This window comes from Pantoea sp. SO10, assembly GCF_005281435.1.
Taxonomy (GTDB): Bacteria; Pseudomonadota; Gammaproteobacteria; order Enterobacterales; family Enterobacteriaceae; genus Pantoea; species Pantoea leporis.
This window is the reverse complement of record NZ_CP040095.1, coordinates 2952278-2970068: the sequence shown is the minus strand read 5'-3', so window position 1 is coordinate 2970068 and position 17791 is coordinate 2952278. Positions and strand designations below refer to the sequence as shown.

At 54.0% G+C, this 17791-nt stretch carries 16 protein-coding genes and 6 tRNA genes; 8 read left to right on the top strand and 14 right to left on the bottom strand.

The features are described 5' to 3' along the window. Positions 1-125: 125 nt before the first annotated feature. Positions 126-884 carry a sulfate transporter CysZ gene (gene cysZ, locus FCN45_RS13755; RefSeq protein ID WP_101763578.1) on the bottom strand — a complete coding sequence of 253 codons (759 nt, stop codon included), beginning with the start codon at positions 882-884 and terminating at the stop codon, positions 126-128. A 217-nt stretch (positions 885-1101) separates the two neighbouring features. Here cysZ and zipA point away from each other — a divergent pair, with 217 nt between their 5' ends. The 3 genes from zipA (at position 1102) to FCN45_RS13740 (ending at position 4386) form a co-directional block, all read left to right on the top strand. Continuing rightward, positions 1102-2079 carry a cell division protein ZipA gene (gene zipA, locus FCN45_RS13750; RefSeq protein ID WP_137386242.1) on the top strand — a complete coding sequence of 326 codons (978 nt, stop codon included), beginning with the start codon at positions 1102-1104 and terminating at the stop codon, positions 2077-2079. Between the two features lie 68 nt (positions 2080-2147). Then, the gene (ligA, locus tag FCN45_RS13745) at positions 2148-4166 is read left to right on the top strand and encodes an NAD-dependent DNA ligase LigA (RefSeq protein ID WP_137386241.1); all 2019 of its coding nucleotides are present in this window, start codon (positions 2148-2150) and stop codon (positions 4164-4166) included. A 1-nt stretch (position 4167) separates the two neighbouring features. Beyond that, on the top strand, positions 4168-4386 hold the full coding sequence (locus FCN45_RS13740) for a DUF3820 family protein (protein ID WP_101763581.1): 219 nt from the start codon (positions 4168-4170) through the stop codon (positions 4384-4386). A gap of 31 nt (positions 4387-4417) precedes the next feature. On the opposite strand, the gene FCN45_RS13735 is transcribed toward FCN45_RS13740, so the two are convergent. Continuing rightward, complete coding sequence (locus FCN45_RS13735) at positions 4418-5419, bottom strand: bile acid:sodium symporter family protein (protein WP_101763582.1); 1002 nt, start codon at positions 5417-5419, stop codon at positions 4418-4420. Between the two features lie 102 nt (positions 5420-5521). Between FCN45_RS13735 and FCN45_RS13730 the strand changes: the two genes are divergently transcribed. Next, positions 5522-6442, top strand: coding sequence for a LysR family transcriptional regulator (locus FCN45_RS13730; RefSeq protein ID WP_101763583.1), 921 nt, complete (start codon positions 5522-5524; stop codon positions 6440-6442). On the opposite strand, the gene FCN45_RS13725 is transcribed toward FCN45_RS13730, so the two are convergent. The 5 genes from FCN45_RS13725 to FCN45_RS13705 form a co-directional block, all read right to left on the bottom strand. Continuing rightward, entirely contained in the window at positions 6439-6768 is a 330-nt protein-coding gene (locus FCN45_RS13725) for a FlxA-like family protein (protein ID WP_101763584.1), read from the bottom strand. The two genes, FCN45_RS13730 and FCN45_RS13725, sit on opposite strands and share 4 nt — an antisense overlap. Before the next feature lie 161 nt (positions 6769-6929). Beyond that, positions 6930-7005, bottom strand: a tRNA-Lys gene (locus tag FCN45_RS13720). Positions 7006-7009: 4 nt separating this feature from the next. Continuing rightward, a tRNA-Val gene (locus FCN45_RS13715) sits at positions 7010-7085 on the bottom strand. A gap of 41 nt (positions 7086-7126) precedes the next feature. Continuing rightward, positions 7127-7202, bottom strand: a tRNA-Val gene (locus FCN45_RS13710). A 49-nt stretch (positions 7203-7251) separates the two neighbouring features. Continuing rightward, positions 7252-7327: transfer RNA gene (locus tag FCN45_RS13705), tRNA-Val, on the bottom strand. A gap of 273 nt (positions 7328-7600) precedes the next feature. Between FCN45_RS13705 and gltX the strand changes: the two genes are divergently transcribed. Continuing rightward, the gene (gene gltX / locus FCN45_RS13700) at positions 7601-9022 is read left to right on the top strand and encodes a glutamate--tRNA ligase (RefSeq protein ID WP_101763585.1); all 1422 of its coding nucleotides are present in this window, start codon (positions 7601-7603) and stop codon (positions 9020-9022) included. Positions 9023-9057: 35 nt separating this feature from the next. On the opposite strand, the gene FCN45_RS13695 is transcribed toward gltX, so the two are convergent. Beyond that, complete coding sequence (locus tag FCN45_RS13695; protein ID WP_101763586.1) at positions 9058-9411, bottom strand: YfeC-like transcriptional regulator; 354 nt, start codon at positions 9409-9411, stop codon at positions 9058-9060. A 111-nt stretch (positions 9412-9522) separates the two neighbouring features. After that, complete coding sequence (locus FCN45_RS13690) at positions 9523-10311, bottom strand: formate/nitrite transporter family protein (protein ID WP_137386240.1); 789 nt, start codon at positions 10309-10311, stop codon at positions 9523-9525. 362 nt (positions 10312-10673) lie between these two features. Between FCN45_RS13690 and FCN45_RS13685 the strand changes: the two genes are divergently transcribed. Together FCN45_RS13685 and FCN45_RS13680 are read left to right on the top strand one after the other, a co-directional pair. Next, positions 10674-10749 (top strand) — tRNA-Ala (locus FCN45_RS13685). Positions 10750-10791: 42 nt separating this feature from the next. Further along, positions 10792-10867: transfer RNA gene (locus FCN45_RS13680), tRNA-Ala, on the top strand. Positions 10868-10991: 124 nt separating this feature from the next. Here the strand turns inward: FCN45_RS13680 and FCN45_RS13675 are convergent. From FCN45_RS13675 to FCN45_RS13660, 4 genes are all read right to left on the bottom strand, one after another. Further along, positions 10992-12608 carry a rhodanese homology domain-containing protein gene (locus FCN45_RS13675; RefSeq protein ID WP_137386239.1) on the bottom strand — a complete coding sequence of 539 codons (1617 nt, stop codon included), beginning with the start codon at positions 12606-12608 and terminating at the stop codon, positions 10992-10994. Further along, positions 12601-13191 (bottom strand): cysteine dioxygenase, encoded by a 591-nt coding sequence (locus FCN45_RS13670; protein ID WP_137386238.1) that lies wholly within the window; start codon positions 13189-13191, stop codon positions 12601-12603. The genes FCN45_RS13675 and FCN45_RS13670 overlap by 8 nt, the downstream gene beginning before the upstream one ends. A gap of 5 nt (positions 13192-13196) precedes the next feature. Beyond that, positions 13197-14285, bottom strand: coding sequence for an LLM class flavin-dependent oxidoreductase (locus FCN45_RS13665; protein ID WP_137386237.1), 1089 nt, complete (start codon positions 14283-14285; stop codon positions 13197-13199). A gap of 192 nt (positions 14286-14477) precedes the next feature. Then, on the bottom strand, positions 14478-15668 hold the full coding sequence (locus FCN45_RS13660; RefSeq protein WP_101763591.1) for a NupC/NupG family nucleoside CNT transporter: 1191 nt from the start codon (positions 15666-15668) through the stop codon (positions 14478-14480). Positions 15669-16037: 369 nt separating this feature from the next. On the opposite strand from FCN45_RS13660, the gene FCN45_RS13655 reads away from it, so the two are divergent. Further along, entirely contained in the window at positions 16038-17279 is a 1242-nt protein-coding gene (locus tag FCN45_RS13655) for an Nramp family divalent metal transporter (protein ID WP_008101352.1), read from the top strand. 45 nt (positions 17280-17324) lie between these two features. Here the strand turns inward: FCN45_RS13655 and FCN45_RS13650 are convergent, their stop codons facing one another. Further along, positions 17325-17681 (bottom strand): DUF2502 domain-containing protein, encoded by a 357-nt coding sequence (locus FCN45_RS13650; RefSeq protein WP_101763592.1) that lies wholly within the window; start codon positions 17679-17681, stop codon positions 17325-17327. Between the last annotated feature and the right edge of the window lie 110 nt (positions 17682-17791).

Here is a 17791-nt window from a genome sequence, read left to right as displayed (position 1 = left end):
GTATGAAATATTGGGAACCCTCAGAGCATACCTTTTCTAATGATGTGCGGAAGGAAAGAAATCGCATATCTATATAGCGCACAACCATAAGCCTTACGCAAAAATGCATAAGACGATTTAAAGCTTTAGCGGCGCGCATGTTGTGCATGATAACGATCCACCCACATGGCCGTTGCACCGCATACCGCAACCGGCAGAATCGCCAGATTGATAATCGGGATCATGGTGAACAGGCTAACCAGCGCACCAAATTGCATATTTGCGCTTTTGTGCTGGCGCAACGCCTGGCGCATCTGCTGGAAACTCACTTTGTGGTTATCAAATGGGTAGTCGCAATACTGCACGGACAACATCCACGCACTGAATAAAAACCATAGAACGGGCGCCACCGTTTGTCCAAAGCCGGGGATAAAGTGCAGCAACAGCAAACCAAGCGCACGCGGCAAATAGTAGCCGAGCTTCTGAAACTCTCGCTTCATGATGCGCGGTATGTCTTTTATCAGGCCCACCCAACCGCTATCTGGTAATGGCGTTCCGGTCAATCGCCCTTCAAGTTGCTCGGCGAGCAAGCCACAGAAGGGCGCGGCAATCAGATTTGCCAGAGTCGAAAAGAAGTAACTGAATACCAACACAATCGAAATCACTGAGAGCGGCCACAGCAGATAACTCAGCCACTGCAGCCAGTCAGGGATATGTGACATTAAAGCCGGGATCCACTGACCCAAGCGCTGAAACAACCAGATAAAGGCACCGCCAAGTAGCACGATGTTGATCAGTAGCGGCATGATGACATAGCGACGAATGCCGGGCAGGCGCACCAGTTTCCATCCTTCAGCGAAGTAGTGAACACCATTAAATGTTGAGACCGAATTTCCTGCGGGCATAGCGAGCCTTTCTCCTAAATATAGCGGCGCGACCATCATAACCTGGCTTTTTATCGGCTTCAGGCAGTGTTTGCGCGAAAAAACAGCAAAAAAGCGTGGGGCAGCTATCTAATTTGTCAGAAAATACTGCACAGACTTGCACTTGTTTAGCTGGGCAAATACAGTTAGAGGATAAAGTTTGCCGTGGTGGCAAGGTATTGGAACAACAGAGAATACAATGATGCAGGATTTGCGTCTGATATTAATCGTTGTTGGCGCGATCGCCATAATAGCGCTGCTACTTCATGGACTGTGGACCAGCCGTAAAGAGCGCTCCTCCGTGTTTCGTGATCGCCCGCACAAACGTCTGAAACAGCGCGAAGAAGCCGATGAAGATCTGCTGAGCGAAGAAGATGATGGCGTCGGCGAAGTCCGTGTACGTCGTCCTCGTGATGCGGATGAAGAACCTGAATTCACTGCACGTCCAGCGAGCGCGCCGCGTGCGCCTGAACCTGTACGTCAACCGGCATCACGTCAGGCTGACCCATTATTAGGCGATCCGCTGCTGGATAACGAGCCAGACGTGCGTAAGCCGGCTGCGCCGCAAGCGCCAGTGGCGAAGCCAGCGCCAGCGCCTGCACCACAACCAATTCAGGCCGATCCATTGCTGGATAACGAACCGCTTTCCGCGACTCAACCTGCACCCGAATTCCTCGCCGCAGAAGAGCCAGAATTCGAACCTGAAGCGCCAGTTGCACATCAACCAGAAGCGCCACAGCCAGCGGCTGCTGCGCCTGGCAGTAAAAAAGAGGCCGTATTAGTGCTGCACGTCGCTGCACATGCGGGCGGCGAACTGAACGGTGAAGCGCTGTTGCAGGGCATCCTGCAGGCCGGATTCCAGTTTGGTGAGATGAACATTTTCCATCGCCATCTTAGCCCAGCCGGCAGCGGTCCGGTGCTGTTTAGCCTGGCGAACATGGTGAAGCCGGGTTCATTCGATCCGGATCAAATGGGGAATTTCTCAACGCCTGGCGTCTCGATCTTCATGATGGTGCCGTCGTACGGCGATGCGAATCAGAACTTCAAGCTGATGCTGCAATCCGCGCAGCGTATCGCTGATGATGTAGGCGGCGTGGTGCTGGATGATGAGCGTCGCATGATGACGCCGCAGAAGCTGGAAACCTACAAAACGCGTATTCGCGAAGTTATCGGTTAATCGCCGTTAGCTGAGTCAAAACAAATATAACCCCCGCCTGTCGGGGGTTTTTTATCGGATAAGAGACTATGAAATCGGTTCAGGAGCAGATCACCGCGCTGCGCACCACGTTACGTCACCACGAATATCTCTACCACGTGATGGATACGCCGGAAATTCCGGATGCAGAGTATGATCGATTGATGGTTCAGCTGCGTGAGCTGGAAAGCGCACATCCTGATTTGATTACCCCTGATTCACCCACCCAACGCGTGGGCGCGGCACCGCTAGCCACTTTTGAGCAAGTGCGTCATGAAGTGCCGATGTTGTCGCTGGACAACACCTTTGATGAAGCGGGCTTCCTTGCCTTTAATAAACGCGTGCAGGATCGCCTTAAAAGCACTGACGAATTGACTTACTGCTGCGAGCTCAAGCTGGATGGTTTAGCCGTAAGCTTGCTGTATGAAGATGGCCTGCTGGTGCGTGCGGCGACGCGCGGAGATGGTACCACTGGCGAGAACATTACGGCGAACGTGCGCACAATTCACGCCATTCCGCTGCGTCTGCATGGCGATAACATTCCCGCACGCGTTGAAGTGCGCGGCGAAGTGTTTATCACCGAAAGCGGTTTTGAAAAGCTGAATGAAGAAGCGCGTCGCACCGGCGCGAAAGTCTTTGCTAACCCACGCAATGCCGCAGCCGGTTCACTGCGCCAGCTCGATCCGCGCATCACCGCTAAACGTCCACTGACCTTCTTCTGCTACGGCTTTGGCCTGCTGGAAGGCGGTGAAATGCCTGCCAGCCATTGGCAACGTCTGCAACAGTTTAAAGCGTGGGGATTGCCGGTCACCGATCGTATTCGTCTGGCTCACAGCGCTGATGAGGTGCTGGCGTTTTATCGTCAGGTTGAGCAGGAGCGCCCGTCGCTCGGCTTCGATATCGATGGCGTGGTTATCAAGGTCGATTCTCAGGCGCTGCAAGAGCAGCTCGGCTTTGTGGCGCGTGCGCCGCGCTGGGCTGTGGCCTTTAAATTCCCGGCGCAGGAACAGATGACGTTCGTGCGCGATGTCGAATTCCAGGTGGGCCGCACCGGCGCGATTACGCCCGTCGCGCGTCTGGAGCCGGTTCAGGTTGCGGGCGTTGTGGTAAGTAATGCCACGCTGCACAACGCCGATGAAATTGCCCGACTGGGTTTGCGCATTGGCGACAAGGTGGTGATTCGCCGCGCTGGTGACGTGATTCCGCAAGTGGTCAACGTGGTGGAATCGGAGCGCCCGGCAGAGACGCGTGAAATCGTCTTCCCAGGTCATTGCCCGGTGTGCGGTTCAGACGTTGAACGCGTGGAAGGTGAAGTCGTGACGCGCTGCACCGGCGGCCTGATTTGTGGCGCGCAGCGTAAAGAAGCGCTTAAACACTTCGTTTCGCGTCGTGCGATGGATGTCGATGGCATGGGCGATAAGATCATCGATCAGTTGGTGGAGAAAGAGTACGTCTTAACGCCTGCCGATCTGTTCCGCCTTACTGCCGGTAAGCTAACCGGACTCGATCGCATGGGCCCTAAATCGGCTCAGAACGTGGTTGATGCGCTGGAAAAGGCCAAATCCACCACGCTGGCACGTTTCCTCTATGCGCTGGGTATTCGCGAAGTGGGCGAAGCTACTGCCGCCAACCTTGCCAATCACTTTGGCGAGCTGGAAAAGGTGATGAATGCCGATCTCGATGCGCTGATTGAAGTGCAGGATGTTGGCAAAGTGGTGGCGACGCATGTGCGTAACTTTATGGATGAAGAGAGCAACCGCGCCGTTATTCGCGATCTTACTGAAGAGATTGGCGTGCACTGGCCGCAGGTTGAAGTGGTCAATGTCGAAGAAATTGATAGTCCATTTGCCGGTAAAACCGTGGTACTGACCGGCTCTCTGTCGCAGATGAATCGCGATGATGCCAAAGAGCGTCTGGTAGCGTTGGGCGCTAAAGTGAGCGGTAGCGTGTCGAAGAAAACCGATTTGCTGATTGCGGGGGAAGCGGCCGGTTCCAAGCTGGCGAAAGCGCAGGAGCTCGGCATTCCGGTGATCGACGAAGCGGAAATGATTCGCCTGCTCGGAGCGTAACGTGGATAAACAGCAACTGGTTGAAATCGCCAACACCGTGATGCCGTTCGGCAAGTACAAGGGCAGAGCGCTGATTGATGTGCCGGAGGAGTATTTGCTGTGGTTCGCTCGCAAAGATGAATTCCCGGCCGGTAAGTTAGGCGAATTGATGCAGCTGACGCTGACCATCAAGATTGAAGGGCTGGAAGGTTTAATCAAACCGCTCAAGCGCAATGAATAACAAAACGGCCCGCTTTTGCGGGCCGTAATATTTAGGACTTCTGCGCTTCTACTTGCTGCTGCGCCAGCCGTTTTTCATTGCCGGCTTTGTAGCGCTGGGCAATGAAAGAACACACCATTAACTGCACCTGATGGAAAATCATCAGCGGCAGCACGATTATCCCCACGGAACTGGCCGGGAACAGGATGTTGGCCATCGGGACACCGTTCGCCAGACTCTTTTTCGAGCCACAGAACAGCACCACAATCTCGTCCGCACGGCTGAAGCCAAACAGGCGCGATGCCGCCAGGTTAATCGCCAGTGCGATAAACAGCACCAGCACGCTGCCGACCAGGATCCACAGCAAGGTATCCACACCCACGCGATGCCAGATGCCGTTCACCACCGCTTCGCTGAAGGCGGAGTAAACCACCAGCAGAATCGAGGTTTGGTCGGTTTTACCAATCAGGCTGCGATGCTTCTCGACCCACGCGCCAATCCAGCGACGCGACAGATGTCCTAAAACAAACGGCACCAGCAGTTGCAGCATAATTTTGCCAATCTGCTCCAGACCGTTGCCCGGCATTTCGCTATGCACATTCATCACCAGATTCACCAGCAGCGGCGAGACAAATACGCCGAGCAGGCTGGAGGCTGAAGCTGCACAGACCGCAGCGGCGACGTTGCCGCCCGCCATTGAGGTGAAGGCGATTGAGGATTGCACGGTCGCTGGCAGAATACACAGATAGATAAAGCCGGTGTAAATCTCCGGGCTGACGTTAACCGGATGCCACCAGACAATCAGCAAACCAATAATCGGGAAAATCACAAAGGTGCTGCACATAATCCACAAGTGCAAACGCCAGTGGCTGCTGCCGGCAATGATCTTCTCGCGCGACAGTTTGGCGCCATGCATAAAGAACAGCAGGGCGATGGCGGCGGTGGTCAGATATTCGAAGATATCTACAAAGACGCCTTTGGCAGGAATAAAGCTGGCCAGCAGCACGGTAATGATGAGTTTAATCATCATCGGATCGAGGCGTAAAAATCCCATTGTTAAAATCCGGTTAAATTTAGAAAAATGATGGTGCTGATTGTGCGCCTGCTGGGTTTAGAAATAAAATTGATTTATTGCATCAATCTATGAGCGATATCGATGAATTACACCTTACGTCAGTTGCGCACCTTTGTCGCAGTGGCGCATCACGGCAGCTTCAGTCTGGCCGGCCAAGCGATTGGTTTGAGTCAATCGGCGGTCAGCCATAGCATTAAAGAGCTGGAAGCGGAAATGGGCGTGCGCTTACTCGATCGCACCACGCGGGAAGTGATGCTGACCGAGGCGGGGCAGCAGCTGGCCACACGGCTTAATCGTCTGCTGGACGACCTCAATACCACCGTGTTGGATGTGCGCAGCTATGGCGAACAGCGCAGCGGCACGGTGCGTGTTGCCGCCAGCCAAACGCCTTCTGCCCATCTGATGCCGCAGTGCCTGGCCAGCAGCCAGCAGCGCTATCCGGATATCCGCGTCATCCTGCATGACCGCGTACAGCAATGGGTGCTGCAAAGCGTACGCAATGCGGAGGTTGATTTTGGCATTGTAATTGGCCCGCTCAACGACACTGATTTCGACAGCGAAGAGATTTTGCAGGAGCCTTTTTTACTGCTGTGTCATGAAGATGACGAGCTGGCGCAAATTGAACAGGCGCAATGGTCGATGCTGGCCGGACGCAATATGGTGCTACAGGATTATGCTTCCGGCAGTCGCGTGTTAGTTGATGCCGCGCTGCAACAGCTGGCGTTGAGTGTGCATGTGGTGCAGGAAATCGGTCATCCCGCTACGCTTTATCCGATGGTGGAAGCGGGAATTGGCATCAGCATTCTGCCTGCGCTGGCCTTGCCGTTGCCGTCAGGACGCAAACTCACGGTGCGGCGTCTTTATCCGGAAATTAATCGCAGCCTGATGCTGATAAAGCGCAAAAACCGCTCGCTGACACCCGCCGCAGAAGCGATCTGGCAGGAAGTGCGCCAGCAGGCAGCCCTGCTGACGCAACAACGCATGCTAAAGCCGGCGTTTTAAACGTACACGTTGATTTGATTGGTATCAGTTGGGCGGTTAATACCATCAGCTTTGGTGGCCGCAGGTTGCTGTGCTTCCTGTTTCTGTTGCGCTTTCTCAGCTTGCTGCTGCTCAATCTGCGCGATTTGCGCTTCAATCATTTGAATCTGTGATTGCAGCATCTGCTCCTGTTCAGACTTTTGCTCATCGGTGAGCGTATCGTCGCTGGAAAGATCTTTCAGCTGCTTAGTGATGGATTGAATCTGTTTATAGAGGCTGGCGATTTCTGAGGTGGAACCGCCGCCGCTACTTGCGGTGCTGACACTACCTACGCTGGATATAGACATGGTTTTCTCCTTGCAATAGACCATTATCGTTATCGGTCAGAGTATAAGGAGGCTTGAGGGCAGGGAATGTTAAACTTGCGAAAAGGGTTCGTTGGGATTTAGCGCATTAACCACAGATTTAACGCATAGCAAAAAGGCGCCTTTAGGGCGCCTTTCTACATTGGTGGGTCGTGCAGGATTCGAACCTGCGACCAATTGATTAAAAGTCAACTGCTCTACCAACTGAGCTAACGACCCGAAGTGGTGGGTGATGACGGGCTCGAACCGCCGACCCCCTCCTTGTAAGGGAGATGCTCTACCAACTGAGCTAATCACCCACTTCGGTACTGCTTAACAAGAATGTCATCTGACTAAGATATGGTGGGTGATGACGGGCTCGAACCGCCGACCCCCTCCTTGTAAGGGAGATGCTCTACCAACTGAGCTAATCACCCATATCTTATCTCTTGTTCACTGCGGGCCATCTTTAAACCTTCTAAAGAGTGGTGGGTGATGACGGGCTCGAACCGCCGACCCCCTCCTTGTAAGGGAGATGCTCTACCAACTGAGCTAATCACCCCCGCTGTGTGGAGTCGCATTATAGGGATCCTTCAAAGTGAGTCAACGGTTTTTAAAACTTAAATGTGCGTTCGCTTTAAAAATAATCATCGTGGGGCGCTTTTCGCCAATGTGCTGGTTTTATTAGCAGAAAAGCGCACAGCAAACCGGGATGCCACCGCGACAATCATTGAGGAATCAGCCTCACCTGCTAGAATGTGCGCACTGTTTTTTCGCGTTAACCCGTTTTTTTGTCATCCAGACAATGAAACCTGCGCATTTAAGGCAATGCTGAATGAAAATCAAAACTCGCTTCGCACCCAGCCCAACGGGCTATCTGCACGTAGGCGGTGCTCGTACTGCTCTTTACTCCTGGCTTTATGCTCGCCATAACAAAGGCGAATTCGTTCTGCGTATCGAAGATACCGATCTGGAGCGTTCCACACCGGAAGCCATTGAAGCCATCATGGATGGTATGAACTGGCTGAGCCTTAACTGGGATGAAGGTCCGTATTATCAGACCAAGCGTTTTGATCGCTACAACGCGGTGATCGACGACATGCTGGAAGCGGGCACGGCCTATAAATGCTACTGCAGTAAAGAACGTCTCGATGCGCTGCGTGAAGAGCAGATGGAAAAAGGCGAAAAGCCGCGTTATGACGGCCGCTGCCGCGACAGCCATGAACATCACGCCGCTGATGAGCCGTGCGTGGTGCGCTTCCGCAACCCGCAGGACGGTTCTGTTATCTTTGACGATCAGATTCGTGGTCCGATTGAGTTCAGTAATCAGGAACTGGATGACCTGATCATTCGCCGTACCGACGGTTCGCCCACCTATAACTTCTGTGTGGTGGTGGATGACTGGGATATGGGCATCACTCACGTGATTCGTGGTGAAGACCATATCAACAACACGCCACGCCAGATCAATATCCTGAAAGCGATCGGTGCAGAAGTGCCAACTTACGCGCACGTATCAATGATCCTCGGCGATGACAGTAAGAAGTTGTCCAAGCGTCATGGCGCTGTTGGCGTGATGCAGTATCGTGATGACGGTTATTTGCCGGAAGCGCTGCTCAACTATCTGGTACGTCTTGGCTGGTCACATGGCGATCAGGAGATTTTCAGCGTGCCGGAAATGGCAGAGCTGTTCACTCTGGATGCCGTGAGTAAGTCGGCCAGTGCTTTCAATACTGAAAAACTGCAGTGGCTGAATCATCACTACATTAATACGCTGCCGCCGGAGTACGTTGCTACGCAGCTGCAATGGCATATTGAACAGCAGAAGATTGATACCCGCACCGGTCCGGAGCTGGCAAAGCTGGTTACCTTGCTGGGCGAGCGTTGCAAAACCCTGGTAGAGATCGCGGCATCTTGCCGTTACTTTTATGAAGAGTTTGAAGCCTTTGATGCTGACGCGGCGAAGAAGCATCTGCGTCCGGTCGCGCGTCAGCCGCTGGAAGTGGTGCGCGACAAACTGGCTGCAATCAGCGACAGCAACTGGAACGCAGAGAATGTGCATCATGCAATTCAGTCTGCGGCAGATGAGCTGGAGCTGGGGATGGGCAAAGTCGGTATGCCACTGCGTGTAGCGGTGACCGGTTCTGGTCAGTCACCGGCGCTGGATGTGACGGTGGAAGCAATTGGTCGCAGCCGCAGCGTTGCGCGAATCGAAAAAGCGCTGGCATTCATCGCGGAGCGCGAAGCAAACGCATAATATGAAAAAGCCGGAAGCATCTGCTTCCGGCTTATTTATTCTTCCTGAATCCCCAGACGTTCCAGTACGCCTCGAATTCCCTCCCGCAACAACAACGCCGCAAATTGATCTTGCTCCGCTGCCGTCATTTGCTGGACAGAATTTATTAATAACGCAGGTAACGTATTTTGTTGTGCACCGTAATTAGCCGCCGGTTCGTTCGCGTGGCGGGTGGATTGAACAAAGCTCTTTACGCGCTCATCTATATGGATCAATCGCGCTTTACCGCCCTGAACACCGGGCTTTGGCGTGGTTGTCCAGTTTTCACGCTTGATCCATTTATTCACCGTTTGCCGACTGTAGCCCGTTTCCTGCGCGAGCTCCTCGGGGGTAAGCCATTCCTTTTTCACGATGCTGTCCCTGTTAAATACATTAGTTCTACATATTACAACAAAACGTAACGGGGAAAAGTAACCTGAACAGAAAATGCCTTCTGCTCTCCAACAAAAGGCAAAATTAGGTTATTGCGCCTGGCTCACTGCGGCTTGTTCCGGACGGAAAGCGATGAAATAGGTGAGGCCAACAAAAATTGCACCGCCCACGCCGTTACCGAGGAACACCGCGATCACGTTTGGCGCAAATTCCGCCCAGCTCATCTGCCCGGCAAAAATTGCTGCCGGAACAATAAACATGTTTGCGACGACGTGCTGGAAGCCAATCGCCACGAACGCCATCACCGGGAACCACATACCGAAAATTTTACCTACCACATCTTTACTGGCGAAGGCGAGCCACACCGCCAGACACACCAGCCAGTTGCAGCCCACGCCGGAAATAAAGGCGTGCAGGAAATCGGCATTCACTTTTGCGTGCGCAATCGCCACGGTTTTTTTCAGGTAATCGCCTTCGGTCATGCCCAGCATGTGACCAAAGAACCATGCAACCGCAACGCTGCCAATGAAATTGGCGAGGGTAACCCAAAACCAGTTACGCAGAACGCTGAAGCCACTGATGCGACGAGCGAACCAGGCGATGGGCATCGTCATCATATTGCCGGTCAGCAGCTCGCCACCCGCCAGTACCGTCATGATCAACCCGACCGGGAACACCGCGGCGCCGAGCAGCACGCCGAACGAACCCCATTCAGCAGGCAGTTGGTTAATGACATGCAGATCGAGCAGGAAGCCAGTGGCGATAAACGAACCGGCCATAAAGCCAAGAATCAACAAGGTGGAGATAGGCAGGCGGCTTTTAGCCACGCCAGCTTGAATCGCCAGTTGGGCGATCTCTTTAGGTGTATGCAGCGACATAGTTCACTTTTCTTTTATGGATTAATGGGGACGTTGCTGGCCGGTCATTGAGAGAACACCCTGGTAGGATGACCGGTTAATTAGCGCGCTAAGTTTTACACGCACTTTTAACGAAAACAAGACTGCTTCTAACATCTTTAACCTAAAGTTAACGCAGGGTTGAGGTTGGAGTGGGGAAGCATTGCCGGATGGTGCATATAAATAGTCGCGAAGCGGGATGGCGTGTTGAAAAAAAAGCCATGCTGACGCGGGGTTGACGCCTTTTTCAGCGATCAAACACAGAACGAGAATTTGACGTTGACACTCAAGGGGCGGTTTCATATTATCCCGTCCGTCGAGTTTACTCGGCAGTTTTTCGGTTCGGGGGTATAGCTCAGCTGGGAGAGCGCTTGCATGGCATGCAAGAGGTCAGCGGTTCGATCCCGCTTATCTCCACCAAACCGCTCCCAACGGTTTGACCGAAAAATGATTTCCAGATGTGGGGGTATAGCTCAGCTGGGAGAGCGCTTGCATGGCATGCAAGAGGTCAGCGGTTCGATCCCGCTTATCTCCACCAAATCTCTGTTCATTCTGAACACATTCAAAAAAATACCTTTTTAAACGCAACGCAGTAAATTGCGATTTTATCGTTTGAAAGGCCGCCATTTTGGCGACCTCATCACTCACCATGCAAATTATCATCAGGCCGTAACAGCCTGCGGCTGCAATTGCAGCACCCGGAAACCGTGCGTGCCATCGCGATCCAGCTGCGCCACCAAACCGTATTCCCAGTCCAGATACGCCTGCATCACGCCCGCTTCAATATCGGTGCCTTCATATGGACGGCGATAGCGATCAATGGCCGGGGACAACAATTGCTGCTCTCCTTGCTCCGTTGGCAAACCCGCTTCGCGCCAGGCAGCGTTACCGCCCTCCAGCACAAACACCGGCTTGCCGGTCAGCTCAGCCACTTGTTGCACCGCATAACCCGCTAGCAGGCTGCTGCCGCAGGTCAGAACATAGCGACGTGCCTCCGGCAACAATGCTTTGCCTTGCTGCTGCAGGGTAGAGCGTAGCAACCAGGCCGCGCCCGGAATATGGCTGTTGAGATGGTTCGCGCGCGTGGTGAAATCCAGTACCTGCGTTTGTCCTTCCTGCAGCCATTCCGCTAACTGCTGCGGTGAGATGAATTCGGGTTGAGCGACGGGCGGCACCTGCGCTTCCCAGTTACCGCGTTCACTGAAATCACTGGCCTGCAGCTCCTCCAGCACCGAAACCTGCCAGCCAAGCTGCGCCAGCCAGGATGCGGTCATATTGGCGCGCACGCCGTCATCATCAATTAGCACAATGCGCGCACCGCGCACGCTGGCGTAATGATCGGTCTCCTGCACCAGTTGACCTCCCGGCACATGGCGGCTACCAGGCAGATGCCCGGCGGCGTATTCGTCGGCATCACGCACATCAAACAGATAAGTGGTGCGCGTCTCCTGCTGCCAGCGTTTCAGCGTGGCGAGTGGGATACGTTCCACACCGGCGCGATCGGCGATGATGCGCGCATTGTTCGCCGCCTGACGCTGTGCGGTTTCGCTGGCCTCACTGTAGCGGCGCGACTGGCCTTTATCCAGCGCATGCCCGGCCAGCGTCCAGCCAATGGTACCATTACGCAGTGCGAACACCGGATTGCGAATCCCGGCGTTCACCAGCGATTGCGTACCAATGATACTGCGCGTGCGGCCGGCGCAGTTCACTATCACCGTGGTCTCCGGCGATGGCGCGATGTCACGTACGCGCAGCACCAGTTCACCGCCCGGCACACTGGTGGCGCCTGGAATACTCATGGTTTGATATTCATCGAAACGACGCGCATCGAGCACCACCACGTTAGCATCGCTGTTAATCAGCTGATGCACCTCGTCCGCAGATAAAGAAGGTGTGTGATTGTGATGCTCAACCAGTTCGCCAAACGCTTTGCTGGGTGAATTCACGTCGATAAACAGTTCGCCGCCCGCCGCTTGCCAGCCGGCCAAATCATCTGCCAGCAGCGCGACATTGCTGTAACCCAGCGCGGCAATCCGTTCGGCAGCGGTTTGCGCCAGGCCTTCGTTACCGTCATACAGCGTGATCGCGGTGGTGCGCTGCGGAATGCGGTCCAGCAGCTCAAGCTCCAGTTTTGACAGTGGAATATTCACCGCAAACAACGGATGCGCGGTGGCAAACAGCGCTTCATCGCGCACATCGACAATCGCCACTTCCTGCTGCTGACGCAGGGCCTCAATAATTTCCGCCGCCTGGCGTAAAGGGAAAACCGGTTTAGTCATGTGAAAGGTCCCAAATGTTCGGTAAGTAACGGTTGCTGTAACCGGAGATAAACGTTTTTTCACTGCCGTCTTCGCGGTAGACCGCGCGTTTGACCGCGCCAATATTGGCGCCATAAACGTGAATGCTGATGGAGACGCGGTCGTCATAGGCGTTGCTGACGCGATGAATATCGCCTACCGTCGGCGACACCGCTTCAACGCGGCCGGGATCGAGTCGGACTGGCGCGCCTTCCGGCTGCAATCCGTTTGGCCCCGGCTGCCAGGATTGAGAAATTTCTGCGCCGCGCAGCATGCCAATCAATCCCCATACGCGATGGTCGTGAATCGGCGTTTGCTGGCCTGGCCCCCAGACGAAACTCACCACCGAAAAGCGTTGCTGCGCATCGGCATACAACAAATATTGTTGATAGTGTTCGGGATGAGGTTGGGTAAAGGCGTCGTCCAGCCAGTCGTCGTGGCGAATCAACTCGCCAAGCCACGCGCTGCCACGCTGCAACACCGTGGCCTCCTCCGGCTGCGCATCCAGCAAGTTGGCAAGATTGGTGACAAAATCACGCAGGCGCTGGTGCTGATACTGGCTCATAAGCTTCAGGCGCTCCTTTTATCGGCGGCTGAGAGCGCATCGACTTTCTCGCGCGTCAGCGGAATCAGCTCGCGACCATATTCCACCGCATCGTTAAGCGGATCGAAGCCGCGAATCAGCACGCTATGAATGCCAAGGCGATAATATTCCAGCAGTGCATCGGAAACTTGCTCCGGCGTTCCCACCAGCGCAGTGGAGTTGTAGCCGCCCTGAACCAGTTTTGCGACGCCGGTCCACAGCACTTTATCCAGACGATCGCCTTCATTGGCGGCAGCGAGTAAACGCTGCGCGCCAACGCTCTGCGGCTTCGCCTTACCAAAGGCAAAGCCACTTTCGTTAAGCTGTTTTTCGGCCGTGGCGCGGATGTGCTCCGCACGTTCCCAGGCTTCTTTTTCAGTTGTGCCAAGAATCGGCCGGAACGAGATGTTGAAGTTAATTTCGCGGCCCTGTCTGGCGGCAGCGGCACGCACGTTGCGTACCGTCTCTTCCGCGCCTTTCAGCGGCTCGCCCCACAGCGCAAACACATCGGCATGGCGTGCTGCAACATCAATCGCCTCCTGCGACGATCCGCCAAAATAGATGGGCAGTTTATTCTGCAGCGGTTTGATGGCTGAGAACGCCTGCTCGGCCTGATAAAACTGGCCTTGATGATCGTACGGCTGCGCGGATTCGAGGCTCTGCTTCAATACGGTGAGGAACTCATCGCTACGCGCATAGCGCTCGGCTTTATTGAGGAAGTCACCGTCGCGGCGCTGCTCGGCATCGCTGCCGCCGCTGATGATGTGCACCGCTAAGCGACCGTCGGTGAGGTGATCAAGCGAAGCCAGTTTGCGCGCCGCTAGCGTCGGCGAGACAAAGCCGGGACGATGCGCCAGCAAAAATTTCAGCGTCGAGGTGTGCGCCGCCGCGTGCGCGGTGACCAGAAAACCATCCGGCTGATCCGACCAATAGCCCACCAGAATGCGATCAAAACCGGCGTCTTCATGCGCCCGCGCAAAACGCGCAATGTACTCTTTATCGAACAGCGGGCCGCTAGCCGGAATGATTTCGGAAGCGAGGCGGTGGCCAATCATGCCAAGGAATTGAATGCTCATGCGGTTCTCCTGAAGTGACGTCATGGAGAAAAACTACGGGCGCAGGCGGTGTGAACGGAAATTCAATATTGTGCAAAGGTTTTGCGTTTAACAGTGAAGCGGGTGATAGCGGGGGAAAAGCGGAAGCGACGCGGATTAGAACCGATTGAAATAATTAAGAAGAGAAGGGCGAGCCGCAGCTCGCCCCGTATATCAGAAGGCCAATACCAGACCAGCGATAGCGGCTGACAGCACGCTCACCAGCGTTGAACCGTACAGCAGTTTCAGGCCGAAGCGTGAAACCACGTTACCTTGCTCTTCGTGCAGACCTTTAATCGCGCCCGCCACAATCCCGATAGAGGAGAAGTTAGCAAAGGAGACCAGGAACACAGAAAGAATACCTTCCGAGTGTGGCGACAGCTGACCGGCGATTTTCTGCAGATCCATCATTGCCACGAATTCGTTGGAAACCAGTTTGGTGGCCATGATGCTGCCTACTTGCAGCGCTTCGTGTGAAGGAACACCCATCACCCACGCAAATGGATAGAACACATAGCCCAGCACGCCCTGGAAGCTGATGCCGAAAATCAGGTCGAACAGCGCGTTCAGACCGGTGATCAAGGCGATAAAACCAATCAGCATTGCGGCAACAATCATCGCAACTTTAAAACCGGCGAGGATGTATTCGCCCAGCATTTCGAAGAAGCTCTGGCCTTTATGCAGGTCCTGCAATTGCAGATCTTCTTCGCTATCCACGCGGTACGGGTTAATCAGCGACAGCACAATAAAGGTGCTGAACATGTTCAATACCAGCGCGGCCACCACATATTTTGGCTGCAGCATGGTCATGTAGGCGCCGACAATTGACATCGAAACCGTCGACATGGCAGTCGCTGCCATAGTGTACATACGGCGCTGTGACATTTTGCCAAGGATATCTTTATAAGCGATGAAGTTTTCTGACTGTCCCAAAATCAGAGAACTCACGGCGTTAAAGGATTCCAGTTTGCCCATACCGTTTACTTTGGACAGCACGGTACCAATGCCGCGAATCACCCACGGCAAGATGCGGAAATGCTGCAAAATACCGATTAACGCAGAGATGAAAATGATGGGGCAAAGCACGTTAAGGAAGAAGAAAGCGAGACCTTTTTCGCTCATATTGCCAAACACGAAGTTGGTGCCTTCGGCGGCATATTTGAGCAGATGATCAAAGAATCCTGCGAAGCCCTGCACAAAGCCGAGACCGATGGAGGAGTTCAGGAAGAACCAGGCCAGCAGAATTTCGATTACCAGAAGTTGAACGATATAACGAAGACGGATGCTTTTACGATCGTGGCTGACCAGCAAGGCCAGCACCGCTACCACCACTAGTGCTAAAAGAAAATGCAAAACATGGGACATGTCGGCTCCAAATTTGAGGAGGGTTGTATTTTGTTGCGTATTCTATGTAACGCGTTACTTAAAAACGAGATCAAAACCACATTATAAGTATTCGCTATCGCGTTTTTTCTCAGATAAGTCTGACCGCTCACAACCCTATTACAAATTCATCACAAGAAATATCCACAAAAACATTGTCTATAAAATAACCCAAGAGTAGAGTCTTTTGCGTTGCATTTGTTTTTAGCAAGAACTGACTTTACCGCAATGTATAGCAATGGCTATACTTTATAGCACCATCTATTACTACAATAACTATAACCAAATTTCATCTGCCTTGAATGACCCTTAATCTGGACAGGTCAACAAGCATTAGGACAGGGTAAAACTATGCTAGAAAGCCGCACCGCCGAGCGCGCCGCTCGCGGAGCCAGAAAGATCAAACTCGCGCTGCTGGGCCCCGCCTTTATTGCGGCGATTGGCTACATCGATCCCGGCAACTTCGCGACCAACATTCAGGCCGGCGCCGCCTACGGCTACAAGCTGTTATGGGTGGTGGTGTGGGCCAACGTCATGGCGATGCTGATCCAGCTGATGTCCGCCAAGCTGGGCATTGCTACCGGCAAAAATCTTGCAGAACACATCCGCGATCGCTTCCCGCGCCCGGCGGTGTGGTTCTATTGGGTGCAGGCGGAAATCATCGCCATGGCCACCGATCTCGCTGAATTTATCGGCGCGGCGCTCGGCTTCAAGCTATTACTTGGCATTTCCCTGCTGCAGGGTGCGGTGTTAACCGGTATCGCGACCTACCTGATTCTGATGCTGCAAAGTCGCGGGCAGAAGCCGCTGGAACTGGTGATTGGCGGTCTGCTGCTGTTTGTAGCGGCGGCTTATATTGTGGAGCTGTTTTTCTCCCAGCCTAAAGTGAGTGAGCTGGTGGTTGGCATGGCGCTGCCATCGCTGCCAACATCGGATGCGGTATTCCTCGCTGCTGGTGTGTTAGGCGCCACCATTATGCCGCACGTGATTTATCTGCACTCGGCGCTGACGCAGCACGGCAATAAAGGCAGCAAGGCGCAACGTTACAGTTCAACCAAGCTGGATGTGGCTATCGCCATGACCATCGCTGGCTTTGTGAATCTGGCGATGATGGCCACCGCCGCCGCGGCGTTTCACTTTAGCGGTCACTCCAGCATCGTCGATCTCGATCAGGCATACCTAACGCTGCAACCGCTGTTGGGTGAAGCGGCAGCAATTGTGTTTGGTTTGAGTCTGGTGGCTGCCGGTCTCTCCTCAACCGTGGTTGGCACGCTGGCGGGACAAGTGGTGATGCAGGGCTTTATCCGTTTCCACATTCCGCTGTGGTTCCGCCGCACCATCACCATGTTGCCCTCTTTTATAGTAATTTGGGCGGGCTGGGATCCCACGCGCATTCTGGTAATGAGTCAGGTGCTGTTGAGTTTTGGTATCGCGCTGGCGCTGATTCCGCTGCTCTCCTTTACCGGCAACCGCGAATTGATGGGCGATGAGATGGTGAACTCGCGTCTGATGCAGAATGCCGGGCGGCTGATTGTGGTGCTGGTGATCGCCCTCAATCTCTATTTGCTGGTCGGCGAAGCGCTCGGTTGGTAACTGCCAGAGAAAAGAAAAATCCCGCCATTGTGCGGGATTTTTTGTTTAGTGATGATGGTGATCGTGGTGACCTCGACGATCATCATGGCGATGATCGTGGCGGTGATGTTCACGACGTTCACGCTCATGCCAGCGGCGTTCGCGCTCACGTTCATAGGCGCGATGACGTTTCCACTCTTCGTGACGCCACCAGCGATGATCGTTGTACTGATAACGATCGTTCCACCAGCGCGGCTCGCGCCAGCGCCCCCCGTCCCAGTAATTACCGTGACGATCGCGATCGCCGAGATGCAGCGTAACGCCCGGACCCAAATTGATGGTGGCGCTGTCGGCTTGTGCTGTGCTGATAGCCAATGGGGATAAGGTTGCCAGCAAGGCGGCAAACAAAATGGCACGTTTCATAACTTCTCCTTTTCAGTAGCTTATAACTGCCACCGTTGCGCTAGTTTGCCACATCGGACCAGGTAAGCCTTGAGAATCAGTCTGAAAACGCTGAGGGAAATCTGAAATGA